Genomic DNA, 15393 nt, shown 5'->3' with positions numbered 1-15393 from the left:
CCATGCGCGTTTTAACCCCCCTCTGCAGCGCGGTTTTGCTGGCCATGGCTTGCACTTCCCAAGCCCAGGCGATGAACCTCACCGAGGCGATTCAGAGCACCATCGCCACTCACCCGGAACTCGCTTCGCGCGTGGACGCCCGCCTGTCTGCGGATGAACAAGTGAAAGTGGCCAAGGGCGGGTTTTATCCGTCGGTCGATCTGAACGCTGCCTACGGTCGCGGCTACAGCGACAACACGAACACCCGCGCCTTCGGTAATCACAACACCGAAATCCTCAATTACACCCAGTCCGAGCTGCGTTTGCGGCAGATGATCTTTGACGGTTTCAACACCGCCAACGAGGTCGAGCGCACCAAGGGCGTGTCCAACTCGCGTGCCTACTACGCGCAAGGCACCGCACAGGATCTGGCCCTGCGCACCATCGAGGTCTACCTCGAAGTGCTCAAGCGTCGTGAGCTGGTGACGCTGGCGAAGAACAATTTGCAGGCGCACTTGCGCGTCAACGATCAGATCGGCCTGCGCACCGAGCGCGGCATCGGCAGTACCGCCGACTCCGATCAATCGGTTGCCCGTCGGGCACTGGCGCAGAACAACCTCGACACCGCCGAAGTTGATCTGGCCGACGCCGAATCGAATTTCTACAGCGTGGTCGGACGCATGCCCGACGAACTGGAAACCCCGGCCTCGACTCGCGGTGAGCTGCCGCCGGACCTGCGTGAAGCGCAGCAGAGCATGGTCGACAACAACCCGTACCTGAAATCCGCCCAGGCTGACGTGCAGTCCGCCGAGAGCCAGTACGAAGTGGCCAAGTCGCCGTTCTACCCGCGCTTCGACGCGGAAGCGGCAGTGGGCGCGAACAACAACGTGCAGGGCGACGAAGGCCACGACAACGAATGGCGTGTCGGTGTGGTGATGAACTACAACCTGTTCCGTGGCGGCAGCGACAAGGCACGTCTGGCGGCCAATGCGCACGACATCAACCAGGCGATGGACATCCGCAACAACGCTCTGCGTCAGCTCAACGAGAACATTCGCCTGGCCTGGAACGCCATGGAAAACGCCAAGAAGCAGACGCCGACCGCTCGCGAATATGCCGAAACCACCAAACGCGTACGCGCCGCTTATCAGGACCAGTTCGGCCTTGGCCAACGCACCCTGCTTGACCTGCTCGACAGCGAAAACGAGCTGTACAACGCCAACCGTCGCTACACCGAAATCCGCTACACCGAGGAATACTCGATGTACCGCGTGCTGGCGAACATGGGCCAGTTGCTGAGCAAGCAACGCGTGGTGCTGCCGGCCGATGCGATTGCCACGACCGAAGTGAAAAACCAGGCGCGCCTGCCCGAGTTGAAATAGACCCCTGTAGGAGCCGAAGGCTGCGATCTTTTGATCCTGATCGTTCCCACGCGCAGCAAAGGAATGCAGCCGTAGGCGGGTCACGTTCAGAGCGACGTCAAAAGATCGCGGCCTTCGGCAGCTTCTACAGGGGCCGTGTTCACCTCGCATCACTGTTCAACAGAGGCAATCACTATGACCAGCATGGAACCCGGCGCCACCGGGGTCGATCCGCGCCTGAGCTTCGATGATCCGTTACTCGACGGTCTGCTGATCCTCTGCAAACTGCATGGCGCCACGGTCAGTCGTGCCAGCCTGAGCGCCGGGCTGCCCTTGAACAAACAACGCCTGAGCCTCGATCTGCTGCCCCGTGCAGCAGCGCGGGCCGGATTACAGGCGCGCTTGTTGCGCCGTGACTTGAAAGACATTTCACCGCTGAACCTGCCGATTCTGCTGCTGCTCAATGACGGGCGCACCGCTGTGCTGCGGCGGTTTGGCGAGGATGGCAAAGCTTTGCTGCTGCCCAGTGAGGCGGATGGCGGCGAGCAATGGGTCAGCCGCGAAGAGCTCAGCGAACACTACAGCGGCCAGGCCTTGTTCGCCCGCCCGCGCCACGAACTCGAAGACCTGCGCGCGCCGCTGGTGCCAAGGGTAAATGCGTGGTTTCGCGACACTCTCAAATTGTCGAAATGGCTGTACAGCGATGCGATCCTCGCCAGTTTCCTGATCAACCTGCTCGGCCTGATGGTGCCGCTGTTCGTCATGCAGACCTACGACCGCGTGGTGCCGAATCAGGCGACTTCGACGCTGTGGGTGTTGTCGATCGGCCTGCTGATCGGCACCGGTTTCGAACTGGTGCTGCGCGTGGTGCGCGCGCACCTGCTCGACACCGCTGGAAAGAAAACCGATGTGATCCTCTCGGCAACTTTGTTCGAGCGCATCACCGGCATGTCGATGAAGGCGCGGCCAGCAACCATCGGCGGCTTTGCCCAGAGCATTCATGATTTCCAGGGCCTGCGTGAATTTCTCACCGCCGTGACCCTGACCAGCCTGATCGACTTGCCTTTCGTGGTGTTGATGCTGGTGGTGATCGGCCTGCTCGGTGGCTGGCTGGTGGTGATTCCGCTGCTGGCGTTTCCGATCACGATCATCTTCGCCATGGCGATTCAGGTGCGCCTGCGCGACACCGTGCAGAAAAGCCTGAGCCTCGGCGCCGAGCGTCAGGCGGTGCTGATCGAAACCCTCGGTGGCCTGGAAACCCTCAAGGCCTGCGGCGCCGAAAGCGAGCGCCAGCACAAATGGGAAAGCACCCACGGCGCCCTCACCCGCCTCGACAGCCATGCGCGCAACCTGTCGGCCCTGGCCACCAACGGCACGTTGTTCATCCAGCAGTTTTCCGGGATGGCGACGATTGTTGCCGGGGTCTACAGCATCATCGCCGGCAACCTCAGTGTCGGCGCGCTGGTCGCCACCTACATGCTCGGCAGCCGCGTGCTCGCCCCGCTCGGGCAGATCGCCGGTCTGATCACCCGCTACCAGCAAGCGCAACTGACCATGAAAAGCACCGACGCACTGATGGCGCTGCCGCAGGAACGCGACGGCAAACAACGGCCACTGGAACGCACGCAGCTGCAAGGCGCACTAGACGTCAGCGGCGTGACGTTCCACTACAACGGCCAGAACGCACCGGCGCTAAGCGAGGTCAGCTTCAGCCTGAAAGCCGGCGAGCGAGTCGGCATCATCGGCCGCAGCGGTTCCGGCAAAAGTACGTTGGCGCGATTGGTCATGGGCTTCTACGAAGCGGAGGAAGGCCAGTTGCTGCTCGACGGCCTCGACCTGCGCCAACTGGACGTGGCTGACCTGCGCCAGCAGATCGGTTATGTCGCCCACGACCTGCCGCTGTTGGCCGGCAGCCTGCGTGACAACCTGACCTTGGGCGCGCGCTACATCAGCGACTCGCGCATGCTCGAAGTCGCCGAGCTGACCGGCGTTACCGAACTGGCTCGGCAACACCCGCAAGGTTTCGACCGACCTGTAGGCGAACGCGGGCAATTGCTTTCCGGCGGCCAGCGCCAGGCGGTTTTGCTGGCGCGGGCGTTACTGCTCGATCCACCGATCATGCTGCTCGACGAACCCACCAGCGCCATGGACAACAGCAGCGAAGATGCACTGCGGCAGAAACTGCATGGCTGGGTGCAAGGCAAAACCCTGCTGCTGGTGACTCACCGCACCTCGATGCTGAGCCTGGTGGACCGGTTGCTGGTGCTGGACAACGGCCGGGTCGTCGCCGACGGCCCGAAAGAAGCGGTCATCGATGCACTGCGCAAGGGCCGTGTCGGCTCGGCGGCGGTCTAGGAGTTACGCCATGCCAGCTACTTCCGATAGCAACAAGCGCGGCTACTTCGACAGCTTCGGCAAAAGCGCCGAAGCCGAATTCATGCCGGAAACCGCCGGCGCGGCATTGCAGGATTCGCCGCGCAAATCGCGGATCACCGTGTGGCTGGCGGCGGCGCTGCTGATCGCAGCGCTGGTCTGGGCCAAATTCGCCGTGCTCGAAGAAGTGACCATGGGCGAAGGCAAGGCGATTCCGTCGAGCAAGGTTCAGGTGATCCAGAACCTTGAGGGCGGCATTGTCACCGAGATTTTCGTTCGTGAAGGCCAGATGGTCGGCAAGGGCGACACCCTGCTGCGTCTGGATGACACACGCTTTCGCTCGAACAAGGGCGAAAGCGAGGCCGACCGTTACGCGCTGACCGCGCAGGTTGAACGGCTGTCAGCGGAGGCCGAGGGACGTCCCTTCAAACTCTCCGCCGAAGTGATCGCCAAGGCGCCGCAAGTCGCCGAGGACGAGCGTTCGTTGTACGAGCAACGTCAACGGCGCCTGGCCAGCGAGCAGCGCACCCTCAGTGAACAACTGCGGCAGAAAACCCAGGAACTGGCGGAGTTTCGTTCCAAGCAAGGCCAGTTCAGCTCCAGCCTCGCGTTGCTGCAACAAGAGATGAACATGTCGGAACCGCTGGTGAAAACCGGCGCTGTGTCACCGGTGGAAATCCTCCGTCTCAGACGCAGCGCCGTGGAAATTCGCGGCTCACTGAACGCCACCACGCTGGCGATTCCCCGGGCCGAATCGGCCATTGCCGAGATTCGCAGCAAGATCGACGAATCCGAGCAGACCTTCCGTTCCGAGGCTGCCAAAGAGCTGAATGAGAAACGCACCGACCTGTCGAAAATCACCGCCTCGAGCATCGCCATCGACGATCGCGTCAGCCGCACTACGGTGACGTCGCCGGTGCGTGGCGTGATCAAGCAGATGAAGGTCAACACCATCGGCGGCGTGGTCCAGCCGGGCAGCGACATGGTCGAAATCGTGCCGCTGGAAGACAACCTGCTGATCGAAGCAAAAGTCCGCCCGCAAGATGTCGCGTTCCTGCATCCGGGCCAGAAAGCCATGGTCAAGTTCAGTGCCTACGACTACACGATTTACGGCGGGCTGAGCGCCAAGCTCGAGCTGATCGGCGCCGATACGATTACCGATGACAAGGGCAACAGCTTCTATCTGATTCAGGTGCGCACCGACAAGAATCACTTGGGCGGCGATGTGAAACCGCTGCTGATCATCCCGGGGATGGTGGCGACAGTGGACATTATTACCGGGGAGAAAAGCGTTTTGGATTACCTGCTCAAACCGGTGTTGAAAGCGCGGACCGAGGCGATGCGCGAGCGCTAGTGATCTTTGAATTGCGGTGATTGATCTGGCGCTTTCGCGAGCAGGCTCGCTCCCACATTTGGGATGCGTTCCCCTGTGGGAGCGAGCCTGCTCGCAAAGCGGCCCGCACAGACAATGATCATCTGTCGCCATGATTACGCTGGAAAGTCTCCTCCCCCATCGCCGCAATCTGCCCTTCGATCAGCGCTTCAAACGGCTTGAGCAACGGCGCAAACGTCGTCGGCGCTTCGAGGGTTTCCAGCGCCTGCACGATCGCCTCGATAGTCGATAGCGCCCCCGGCGCCGGTGCTTTGCGCAGGCGATAGCGCGACACACCGCCCTCGGCGAGGGTCACCCGTGGCAGCGCCGCCAGCAGCGGATTGAGGTGCAGCATCTTGCGCGCCTTGCGCCAGGTGCCGTCCGGGACGACCAGCAACATTGGCTGATCATTCGCCGCGTAAACCTGCAGCGGCTGCGCATCTTCAGCCGGAAACAACAGCCGCGCCTGATAGCCCGGCCGGTTCAACAACGTCGGCAAATCCTCGAACACCTCACCCACAATCAGCTCGGCATTGGTCAAACCCAGCGCCGCCAGTCGCGCGGTATTCAGGGCGTGGCTGACCTCGCCGGGATGCTGCAGCACTAACACGCGCGTGCGGCTGTCGAGGTGCGGAATCAATGGGCACAGGCAATGGGTCTGGGGGCGCAGGCAGCGCGGGCATTGTGGTCGGGACATTTTTTTATCAAGCCTGATTGAGCTGCGCTTTAAGCAAATCGCGGAAGGTCTGGATCAGCGGCTCGCGGCTGCGGCCCCTGCGCATGATCATCGAAAACGGTGCCTGATAACCGAAGGTCGCCGGCAGCAGAACGCGCAGATCGCCCTTGTCGGCCCAGGCCTGCGCGTAGTGCTCCGGCAGATAACCGATGTAGGCGCCGGAGAGCACCAGAATCAGCTGCGCTTCCATGCTTTCCACGGTCGCGGCGCTGTGTTTGAAACCATGCCGGGCCAGTTCCGCCTGACTCCAGTAACCGCGCCCGACCATCCGTTGCTGGGTGATGACCTGCTCGGGGATGCGCCGCTCGTTGAACAACGGATGACGACTGCTGCAATACAGCCAGTGCTGCTCGCGGTACAGCGGCATGTAGACCAGACCGCTCATGCGCGTGGAAAACGCACCGATGGCCAGATCGAGGCGATTGTCCTGCACGCCGAGCTGCAATTCGTAAGGGCTCATCACCGACAAGTGTAGATGCACCGCTGGGTGTTCCTGACTGTAGGCGCCGATGGCTTCGGCAAATGGCAGGGCTTTGTCGCTGACCGTCGAATCGATCACCCCGAGGTTGAGCGTGCCGCGCAGTTCGCCCTTGAGCGCGGCGGCGTACTGCTCGAAGCCTTCAAGTTCGGCGAGCAGGCGCAGGGTTTCCTGATGGAACAGCTCGCCCTTGCTGGTCAGGCTGAACCCGCCGCGCCCGCGATGGCACAGCACCAGACCCAACGCGGCTTCGAGCTGGCTCATGTAGGTGCTGATCGCCGAGGTCGACAGGTTGAGTTCCTGCTGCGCATTGGCAAAACCCTGATGGCGCACAACGCTGACGAAGATGCGCAGGAGTTTCAGGTCGGGTAAGGCGTTGGCCATTTCTGCTCCGGTCATGAGGTAACGCGCAATGCACAGTTCGATGGAGATCATATCGTGGGAGCGAGCCTGCTCGCGAAGGCGTCGGGTCACTCGCCATCGAGGTTGACTGTCATGCCCTCTTCGCGAGCAGGCTCGCTCCCACAGAGTGAGATCTTCAGAGATTCCAGTGGTGCGAAGTCTAAGCCGCTGGTTGGCATTAGTTTAGAAAAATCTGAACTAAGTTTTTGCCCGTAGCGATTCTTCCCCGCCACTACATTTCGCATCATCGGCCCCACAGCGGCGTGCGAACCTGTGCTCAACGGCGCGCCGGCATAAATAAAACAAAGACGATGAGGCCCTACCCGTGGACAAGATTCTTCACCAACCACTGGGCGGCAATGAAATGCCGCGCTTCGGCGGCATCGCCACCATGCTCCGACTTCCCCATGTACCGACCGCTGCCGGCCTCGACGCTGCCTTCGTTGGCGTGCCGCTGGACATCGGCACTTCGCTGCGCCCCGGCACCCGCTTCGGGCCGCGCGACATCCGCACCGAATCGGTGATGATCCGCCCGTACAACATGGCCACCGGCGCCGCACCGTTCGACTCGCTGTCGGTGGCCGACATCGGTGACGTGGCGATCAACACCTTCAACCTGCTCGACGCCGTGCGCATCATCGAAGAAGCCTACGACAACATTCTCGAGCACAACGTTATCCCGATGACGCTGGGTGGCGACCACACCATCACCCTGCCGATCCTGCGCGCGATTCATAAAAAGCACGGCAAGGTTGGTCTGGTGCACATCGATGCCCACGCTGACGTCAACGATCACATGTTCGGCGAGAAAATCGCCCACGGCACCACATTCCGTCGTGCCGTCGAAGAAGGTCTGCTCGACTGCGACCGCGTGGTGCAGATCGGTTTGCGTGCCCAGGGCTACACCGCCGACGACTTCAACTGGAGCCGCGACCAGGGTTTCCGCGTGGTGCAGGCCGAAGAGTGCTGGCACAAGTCGCTGGCGCCGCTGATGGCGGAAGTGCGCGAGAAGGTCGGTGGCGGTCCGGTGTATCTGAGTTTCGACATCGACGGCATCGACCCGGCCTGGGCGCCCGGCACCGGCACCCCGGAAATCGGCGGCCTGACCACCATTCAGGCGATTGAAATCGTCCGTGGCTGTCAGGGCCTCGACCTGATCGGTTGCGATCTGGTAGAAGTCTCGCCCGCTTACGACACCACCGGCAACACCTCGCTGCTGGCCGCCAACCTGCTGTACGAAATGCTCTGCGTACTGCCTGGCGTGGTTCATCGCTGAGGGTCGGGTCATGCACGCACGTGATCAGGTTTTGCACGCGGCCGCCGAGTTGGTCGCCGCGTTTGCGCGTAACGATCGCGAAGCTTACTTCAGGGCGTTCAGCGCCGATGCCAGCTTCGTTTTCTACACCCTCGAGCAGCCATTGTTGTCGCGCGATGCCTATCAGGCGTTGTGGGACCGCTGGCGCGCCGAGGATGGATTCGAGGTGCTGTCGTGCACCTCGAGCAACGCCTTTGTCAGCCTGCAGGGTGACGTGGCGGTTTTCATCCATGACGTGGCCACCGAGCTGCGCATGCAAGGGGAGCAACACTTCAGCCAGGAGCGCGAGACGATTGTTTTCAGAAAACAAGCGTCGAGCCTAGAACAACAAGGCCTATGGCTGGCCTGTCACGAACATTTGTCCGCAATGCCGGAAGGGCTGCCACCCCCTTAGCCAATGGTGACGCTCACGCACGATGAGCGCGCCTGATGATCGGAGCAGATCATGAATAACAACAACAACGAAAAAAGCCTTAGCAGTATCGAAACAAACGGGGTCGAACAGATCCCGGATCATGAGCGCGACGCCCGACCCAGCGACCTGTTTCGCTTGATCTTCGGCGGCGCCAATACGTTTGCCACCGCTGTGCTCGGCAGTTTCCCGGTGCTGTTCGGCCTGTCGTTTCAGGCCGGTGTCTGGGCGATTGTGCTGGGTGTGGTGGTCGGTGCGCTGATCCTTGCGCCGATGGGCCTGTTCGGCCCGCTCAACGGCACCAACAACGCCGTGTCTTCCGGTGCGCACTTCGGCGTGCACGGGCGGATTGTCGGGTCATTCCTGTCGTTGCTGACGGCAATCGCGTTCTTCTCGCTGTCAGTGTGGAGCTCGGGTGATGCGCTGGTCGGCGGCGCCAAACGCCTCGTCGATTTGCCGGAAACCGACCTGACCCTGGGCCTGGCCTACGGTCTGTTCGCGCTACTGGTGCTGACCGTGTGCATCTACGGTTTCCGCATCATGCTGTGGGTCAACCGCATCGCCGTGTGGGCCGCGAGCCTGTTGTTCCTGCTCGGCATCTTCGCCTTCGCCCCTGCTTTCGACAGCCACTACGCCGGCAGCGTCGCGCTCGGCCAAGCCGGGTTCTGGGCGGCGTTCATCGGCGCAGCGCTGGTGGCGATGAGCAACCCGATTTCCTTCGGTGCATTCCTCGGCGACTGGTCGCGCTACATCCCGCGTGAGACACCGAAGGGCCGGATCATGCTGGCGGTGATCGCCGCGCAACTGGCAACGTTGATCCCATTCCTGTTCGGCCTCGCCACCGCCACCATCGTCGCGATCAAGGCGCCGGACTACATCGCCGCGAACAACTATGTCGGCGGCTTGCTGGCCGTATCGCCGAGCTGGTTCTTCCTGCCGGTGTGCCTGATTGCAGTAATTGGCGGCATGTCCACCGGCACCACGTCGCTGTATGGCACCGGGCTGGACATGTCCAGCGTGTTCCCGCGCGTGCTCTCCCGGGTCAAGGCGACCCTGCTGATTGGCGTGCTGTCGATCGCCTTCATCTTCATCGGCCGTTTTGCGGCGAACCTGGTGCAAAGCGTGTCGACCTTCGCCGTGCTGATCATCACCTGCACCACCCCGTGGATGGTGATCATGATCATCGGCCTGCTGGTGCGGCGCGGCTTCTACTGCCCGGATGACCTGCAAGTGTTCACCCGCGGCGAACAGGGCGGACGCTACTGGTTCAACCACGGCTGGAACTGGCGCGGTCTGGGGGCGTGGATTCCGAGTGCGCTGGTCGGCCTGTGCTTCGTCAACCTGCCGGGGCAGTTCGTCGGCCCGCTGGGCGAACTGGCCGGTGGCATCGACATCAGTTTGCCGGTGACATTGGGCCTGGCGTCGGTGGTGTATCTGACGCTGCTGCGCCTGTTCCCCGAACCTCGGGAGGTGTTTGGGCCGACGGATGTGCGCAGCGAAGCCGCCATAAAACCTCAACTGCGTCAGGCCGCCTGACACCCATCCCCTGTGGGAGCGAGCCTGCTCGGGAAAGCGATCTGTCAGTCACATCTTTATTGAATGTGCGTGCGACTTCGCGAGCAGGCTCGCTCCCACAGGAAGCCTTGCAGACCCCATTTGCTTGACCATAAAAAAGACAATCGGAGACACGCCATCATGGCTTTGGATTTATTCGTCGTACTCATTTATGCCGCTGCGATGCTGATTCTCGGCTACTACGGCATGCGCAAGGCCAAGACCCACGAAGACTATCTGGTTGCCGGGCGTAACCTTGGGCCGTCGCTGTACATGGGCACCATGGCGGCGACCGTCCTCGGCGGCGCGTCCACCGTCGGCACGGTCCGCCTGGGTTACGTGCATGGCATTTCCGGTTTCTGGCTGTGTGCGGCACTGGGTTGCGGCATCGTCGCGCTGAACCTGTTCCTCGCCAAACCCTTGCTGAAACTCAAGGTATTCACCGTCACCCAGGTCCTGGAGAAGCGCTACAACCCGATGGCGCGCACCGCCAGTGCGACGATCATGCTCGCTTACGCACTGATGATCGGCGTGACCTCGATTCTGGCGATCGGCACCGTGCTGCAGGTATTGTTCGGTCTGCCCTTCTGGGTCTCCATACTGCTGGGCGGCGGCATCGTGGTGATTTATTCAACGATCGGCGGCATGTGGTCGCTGACCCTGACGGATATCGTCCAGTTCGGCATCCAGACGGTGGGCCTGATGTTCCTGCTGCTGCCGATCTGCCTGTACCGCGTCGGTGGCTGGGATCAACTGGTCGCGCAACTGCCGGCGGCCAGCTTCAACTTCACCAGCATCGGCTGGGACACGATCATCACCTACTTCATGATCTACTTCTTCGGCATCCTGATCGGCCAGGACATCTGGCAACGCGTGTTCACCGCCAAAAGCGAAAAAGTCGCCAAGTACGCCGGCACCTCGGCCGGGATCTACTGCATCATTTACGGCCTGGTCTGCGCCTTGATCGGCATGGCTGCGCATGTACTGATTCCGGATCTGGACAACGTCAACAACGCCTTTGCCGCCATCGTCAAAGTCTCGCTGCCTGACGGCATTCGTGGCCTGGTGATCGCTGCTGCACTGGCGGCGATGATGTCCACCGCCAGCGCCGGCCTGCTCGCCGCGTCCACCACCCTGACCGAAGACCTGCTGCCGAAACTGCGCGGTGGCAAACAGTCCAACGTCGCGGTCAGCCGTCTGTTTACGCTGCTGACGGGGATCGCGGTGCTGGGCATTGCTCTGGTCGTCAACGACGTGATCAGCGCGTTGACCCTGGCTTACAACCTCTTGGTCGGCGGCATGCTGATTCCGCTGATGGGCGCGATTTTCTGGAAGCGTGCGACTACCGCCGGGGCGATCAGCGCGATGACGCTGGGCTTTATTACTGCGCTGGTGTTCATGGTCAAGGACGGCATGGATGCGAACACGCCGATCTATTACAGCCTGGGTGTCAGCCTGGTGAGCTTTGTACTGGTCAGCCTGTTCTCGCCGCGCCCAGCGACAGTGGCAACTGCGGTGTGAGTCAACGGTAACGACCTGATGTTTTCTTCAACGGGTGTGGCGTCGGTGGCCACACCCGTTTTTTTTGCCTGATGAAAAGCAAAAGATCGCAGCCTTCGGCAGCTCCTACCCTTTGTAGAAACTGCCGACGGCTGCGATCTTGAAATCTCTGATCGCAGGTATTAACGGCGACGTGGCTGGCGTCGACGCTGTTCGTCGTCCGTGCGAATAGGTACCGGTTGCAGAGGCGGTTCGATCAAACCGAGGGCAACTCCCAAATCGTGCAGCCAGTTCTGGATTTTCTCTTTCATCGTCATGCCCCCTTCAGGGTGGTGCTGAGCAGCCGGAATTCTGAGGCCGCTTCGCACTGATAATAGTCCGAAGTCCTACGCAATGCTCGGCCAAATCCGCAATGATCTGTTACTGAATTGAACAGAAACTGTTGTGTTTGGTTCACGCTGTTTCACGTACTTCATGCAAAGCCACGGGATAGACCGCTTGCTGCACGTCGATCCAGGCATTCAGGTTGGCCCCGGCCATGCCCTTGCGCCACATGAGCCACGTTGTCGCACCCGCGAACGACTCGGCCAACGGATGCACCGCAACGCTCTCACGACCTGGCAAGCTGGCGAGCATCGACTCGGCCATCAACGCGACACCACTGCCGGCGATCACACAGGCGAGCATGCCCTGATACGACTCGATCTCCATCGGCCGGCCCATCGCCGCGTGGTAATGAGAGAACCACGCTTCCAGACGCATGCGATATGAACAGCCCTGACGGAAGGTGAATACCGAACGCCCTTCCACGTCGCGCGCGGTGCGTACCGGCGGATGATCGATTTCAGTGATCAGCACCAGCCGCTCCTCGCACAGCGGCACGCCATCGAGCCCGGCCAATTGCAGCGGACCGTCGACCAATGCTGCGTCGAGGCGGCCGGTGAGCAACCCTTCAAGCAGTTCGCCGGTCGGCGCCGATTGCACCTGCAAATTCACCATCGGGTATTGCTTGTGATAACGCGCCAGCAGCGCCGGCAGATGGATCGCCGCCGTGCTGTACATGGTGCCCAGCACGAAATCCCCAGCCGGTTGCCCGCCCATCACTGCCGCGCTGGCCTGATCACGCAAAGCGAAGAGTTTGCCGGTGTAGTCGAGCAAAACCTTGCCCGCCGGCGACAACTGCAAGCGCTGCCGTTCGCGGACGAACAGTTCGACACCCAGTTGCTCCTCGAGCTGTTTCAGGCGCGTCGACAGATTTGATGGCACGCGATGCAGGCGCTCGGCGGCGCGGGTGATCGAGCCTTCCTCGGCGACCGCCTGAAATATCCGCAGTTGGCTGAATTCCACTGCTTTCTCCTGAGCAGAACAAGTTACTCACTATTATTCAATTTTAAAGAAAGTCAATCGATCCTAGCCTGACGGTCATTGCTCCTTTGAAGGAAGCCCGACCATGTCGCCGCTGATACGTTTATCCGCCTGTTTCGTTGCCCTGATGATGGCCATGGGCATTGGCCGTTTCGCCCTGACGCCACAGATGCCGCACCTGCTCAGCGAAGGGCAGATCGACCTCACTGCCGCCGGGTTGATCGCGGCGGCCAACTATCTCGGGTATCTGCTGGGTGCTGTGGATGCGATGTTCGCGCATCGGCCACAGCAGGTGCAGCGACGCCTGCATGGTGGGTTGTGGCTGTGCGTGCTGCTGACCCTGGCGTCGTTCTGGGCCAACGGTTTCTGGTCGCACTTGCTGTTGCGTTTTGGTACCGGCGTGGCGAGTGCGTGGGTGCTGGTGATGATCACTTCACTCAGTCAGCCGCTGGCGGCGGCCGCGGGTCGCCCGCGCTGGGGCGCTCTGGTTTTTGCCGGGCCAGGCCTGGGAATTTTTCTGACAGGGTTGCTGGCACTGATCTCACACCGTTTGCAGCAGACATCGGCAACCCTGTGGCTGATTTATGCGGCCGCCGCGTTGCTGATGATGCTCGGCGTCTGGCGGTTGTTGCCGCAGCCTGCAGCGGCAACGAAGACGGCGATCACCCCGGCGACTTCAGCGAATCGAGGCATTGGCCGCCTGGCGCTGGTGTATGCGTTGTACGGCATCGGCTACATCATTCCGGCAACGTTCCTGTCGCAGATGGCCAATGCACAATTTCACGGCCAGTGGCAGGCGGATCTGTTCTGGCCGTGCTTTGGCCTCGGCGCGGCAATCGGTGTGTGGCTGGTGAGTCTGCGCCGACATGATCCCGAGACCACGCGGCACTGGCTGATGGCGACGTTGTGGCTGCAAGCGGCCGGAGTGTTCGCCTGTCTGCTGGGCAGCGGCCTCGGCCTGGCGTTGGGGGTGATCCTCTGCGGCACGCCATTTCTGGCCTGCATGCAACTGGTCATGCAGCGTTCGCGAGAACTGGCGCCCCACGCCACTCAGCGCAACGCCGGGATGCTCACGGCGTGCTTCGCTGTCGGCCAGCTGAGCGGCCCGCTGCTGGCGGCGCTGAGCAGCCATTTCAGCGGCGGTTTGCAGCCGGCGCTACTGATCGCCGGCGCGGGCCTGTTGGTGGCCGGGGCGCTGGCGATGCAGGCCAGGGCTACTGGCCGAGTGCCTTGCGCAAACGCCGACGCAGCCACTGCTCGGCGCTGACGAAAGTGATGCCGAGCAGCACCAGCACGGCGCCGATGACGAAGTTCAGGCTCAACTGTTCGTCGAGCAGCAGCACGCCGAAGGTCACGCCGAACAACGGCGTCATGAACGAGAACACCGCAAGGTTCGCCGCCAGATAACGGCGCAGCAGCCAGAACCACACCAGGTAACTGAAGAACGACACCACCAGGCCCTGGAACAGCACACTGGCCACCGCCACGCTGGTCAGGCTGACGTGGGTGATCTGGCCACTGAACAACGCGATCAACAGCAGACCAATGAAACCGACCATCAGCTGATAAAACAGGGTCAATGTCACCGGCGCTTCCGACAGTCGCGAGGCGCGCACCACCACGGTGGTCGCGCCCCAACAGGCGCCGGCCAATACGCCGAAGGCATCGCCCAGCAGCATGCGGCGGTCGAGGTTGTCCCACGACACACCGCCGGCGAAGGCAATCGCAATGCCGATGAACGCCAGCAGAATCCCCAGCCATTGCAACGGTCGCAAACGCTCGCTGGCGAGCAGAAAATGCACGCCGAGTGCAGTGAAGATCGGCGCGGTATAGAGGAACACCGACATGTGCGCGGCGGTGGTCAGTTGCAGTCCTTCGGCAATGAACAGGAACTCCAGACCAAACAGCGCACCGGCCAGCAAGCCGCCGCGCCAGGTGCTGCCCACCTGCTCCCAACCGCCCTTCCAGCAGATCAGCAAGCCGACCAGCAACGCGGAAATCCCCGAGCGTCCCGCCGCTTGCATCACCGGCGCGATGTCCGTTGCCGCCCATTTGATCAGGACTTGCTGCACCCCCCAGATCAGGCACAGGCCGATCATCACTTGCAGGGCAAAACCGTCGGCATTGCGCCGCTCGGCACTCACCGCAACACCTCGAACACACACAACATGGCAGGCCATCCAATGGTCAGAAAACAGTGTCGGGGATTATCAATCAGTCGCGCGGAAAAAACCGTCTGGAAAAGACATTTAGTTCTTCTGCGGCGTCAGCAGTGAATGGCTGCCGGCTGCGCCGTCATTCGCGGGCCAGCCTGCTCCCACAGAGGGGTCGGTGAACATGTGAGAGCCAGCCTGCTCCCACAAAGGGTTCGGTGAACATGAGGGGCCAGCCTGCTCCCACAGGGGGTCGGTGAACATCTGGGAGCCAGCCTGCTCCCACAAAGGGGTCGGTGAACATGTGGGGCCAGCCTGCTCCCACAGAGGGTTCGGTGAACATCTGGGAGCCAGCCTGCTCCCACAGAGCGTTCGGTGAACATGTGGGAGCGG

At 61.8% G+C, this 15393-nt stretch carries 13 protein-coding genes; 8 read left to right on the top strand and 5 right to left on the bottom strand.

Annotated features, from left to right (window positions below):
• Nucleotides 1-2 precede the first annotated feature (2 nt).
• The 3 genes from AC4IHP_RS04265 (at nt 3) to AC4IHP_RS04255 (ending at nt 5067) form a co-directional block, all read left to right on the top strand.
• Nucleotides 3-1361 (top strand): TolC family outer membrane protein, encoded by a 1359-nt coding sequence (locus AC4IHP_RS04265; RefSeq protein ID WP_039761048.1) that lies wholly within the window; start codon nt 3-5, stop codon nt 1359-1361.
• A 174-nt stretch (nt 1362-1535) separates the two neighbouring features.
• Entirely contained in the window at nt 1536-3695 is a 2160-nt protein-coding gene (locus AC4IHP_RS04260) for a type I secretion system permease/ATPase (protein WP_073472856.1), read from the top strand.
• Between the two features lie 10 nt (nt 3696-3705).
• Entirely contained in the window at nt 3706-5067 is a 1362-nt protein-coding gene (locus AC4IHP_RS04255) for an HlyD family type I secretion periplasmic adaptor subunit (protein ID WP_262137898.1), read from the top strand.
• A 118-nt stretch (nt 5068-5185) separates the two neighbouring features.
• Here AC4IHP_RS04255 and AC4IHP_RS04250 read toward each other — a convergent pair whose 3' ends face one another.
• A complete protein-coding gene (locus AC4IHP_RS04250) occupies nt 5186-5782 on the bottom strand; it encodes a tRNA-uridine aminocarboxypropyltransferase (RefSeq protein ID WP_460125100.1) in 597 nt (198 codons plus the stop codon).
• A gap of 7 nt (nt 5783-5789) precedes the next feature.
• Complete coding sequence (locus AC4IHP_RS04245) at nt 5790-6683, bottom strand: LysR family transcriptional regulator (protein WP_007956593.1); 894 nt, start codon at nt 6681-6683, stop codon at nt 5790-5792.
• A 343-nt stretch (nt 6684-7026) separates the two neighbouring features.
• Here AC4IHP_RS04245 and speB point away from each other — a divergent pair, with 343 nt between their 5' ends.
• The 4 genes from speB (at nt 7027) to AC4IHP_RS04225 (ending at nt 11503) form a co-directional block, all read left to right on the top strand.
• Nucleotides 7027-7977 (top strand): agmatinase, encoded by a 951-nt coding sequence (gene speB, locus AC4IHP_RS04240; RefSeq protein ID WP_003222717.1) that lies wholly within the window; start codon nt 7027-7029, stop codon nt 7975-7977.
• A 10-nt stretch (nt 7978-7987) separates the two neighbouring features.
• Nucleotides 7988-8410, top strand: coding sequence for a YybH family protein (locus AC4IHP_RS04235; RefSeq protein WP_490830950.1), 423 nt, complete (start codon nt 7988-7990; stop codon nt 8408-8410).
• Nucleotides 8411-8461: 51 nt separating this feature from the next.
• A complete protein-coding gene (locus tag AC4IHP_RS04230) occupies nt 8462-9964 on the top strand; it encodes a purine-cytosine permease family protein (protein WP_460125095.1) in 1503 nt (500 codons plus the stop codon).
• A 159-nt stretch (nt 9965-10123) separates the two neighbouring features.
• Nucleotides 10124-11503, top strand: coding sequence for a sodium:solute symporter family protein (locus tag AC4IHP_RS04225; RefSeq protein WP_460125093.1), 1380 nt, complete (start codon nt 10124-10126; stop codon nt 11501-11503).
• Between the two features lie 161 nt (nt 11504-11664).
• Here the strand turns inward: AC4IHP_RS04225 and AC4IHP_RS04220 are convergent, their stop codons facing one another.
• Nucleotides 11665-11793, bottom strand: a complete 129-nt coding sequence (locus AC4IHP_RS04220; RefSeq protein WP_003184145.1) for a PA1414 family protein — start codon at nt 11791-11793, stop codon at nt 11665-11667.
• A gap of 142 nt (nt 11794-11935) precedes the next feature.
• Entirely contained in the window at nt 11936-12829 is an 894-nt protein-coding gene (gene ptrR, locus AC4IHP_RS04215) for a putrescine utilization regulator PtrR (RefSeq protein WP_490830949.1), read from the bottom strand.
• A gap of 103 nt (nt 12830-12932) precedes the next feature.
• Between ptrR and AC4IHP_RS04210 the strand changes: the two genes are divergently transcribed.
• Nucleotides 12933-14114 (top strand): MFS transporter, encoded by a 1182-nt coding sequence (locus AC4IHP_RS04210; RefSeq protein ID WP_490830948.1) that lies wholly within the window; start codon nt 12933-12935, stop codon nt 14112-14114.
• On the opposite strand, the gene AC4IHP_RS04205 is transcribed toward AC4IHP_RS04210, so the two are convergent.
• A complete protein-coding gene (locus AC4IHP_RS04205) occupies nt 14062-14991 on the bottom strand; it encodes a DMT family transporter (RefSeq protein WP_490830947.1) in 930 nt (309 codons plus the stop codon). The two genes, AC4IHP_RS04210 and AC4IHP_RS04205, sit on opposite strands and share 53 nt — an antisense overlap.
• Between the last annotated feature and the right edge of the window lie 402 nt (nt 14992-15393).

This window comes from Pseudomonas sp. UF-293 (assembly GCF_058245595.1).
Note: the sequence above shows the minus strand (reverse complement) of the source record. Positions and strands in the feature narration are given on the sequence as shown.

What these genes read in the sequence shown, in the direction of transcription:
- AC4IHP_RS04265 (WP_039761048.1), top strand. Translation starts at nt 3, where the DNA reads ATGCGCGTTTTAACCCCCCTCTGCAGCGCGGTTTTGCTGGCCATGGCT.
- AC4IHP_RS04260 (WP_073472856.1), top strand. Translation starts at nt 1,536, where the DNA reads ATGACCAGCATGGAACCCGGCGCCACCGGGGTCGATCCGCGCCTGAGC.
- AC4IHP_RS04255 (WP_262137898.1), top strand. Translation starts at nt 3,706, where the DNA reads ATGCCAGCTACTTCCGATAGCAACAAGCGCGGCTACTTCGACAGCTTC.
- AC4IHP_RS04250 (WP_460125100.1), bottom strand. Translation starts at nt 5,782, where the DNA reads ATGTCCCGACCACAATGCCCGCGCTGCCTGCGCCCCCAGACCCATTGC.
- AC4IHP_RS04245 (WP_007956593.1), bottom strand. Translation starts at nt 6,683, where the DNA reads ATGGCCAACGCCTTACCCGACCTGAAACTCCTGCGCATCTTCGTCAGC.
- AC4IHP_RS04235 (WP_490830950.1), top strand. Translation starts at nt 7,988, where the DNA reads ATGCACGCACGTGATCAGGTTTTGCACGCGGCCGCCGAGTTGGTCGCC.
- AC4IHP_RS04230 (WP_460125095.1), top strand. Translation starts at nt 8,462, where the DNA reads ATGAATAACAACAACAACGAAAAAAGCCTTAGCAGTATCGAAACAAAC.
- AC4IHP_RS04225 (WP_460125093.1), top strand. Translation starts at nt 10,124, where the DNA reads ATGGCTTTGGATTTATTCGTCGTACTCATTTATGCCGCTGCGATGCTG.
- AC4IHP_RS04220 (WP_003184145.1), bottom strand. Translation starts at nt 11,793, where the DNA reads ATGAAAGAGAAAATCCAGAACTGGCTGCACGATTTGGGAGTTGCCCTC.
- AC4IHP_RS04210 (WP_490830948.1), top strand. Translation starts at nt 12,933, where the DNA reads ATGTCGCCGCTGATACGTTTATCCGCCTGTTTCGTTGCCCTGATGATG.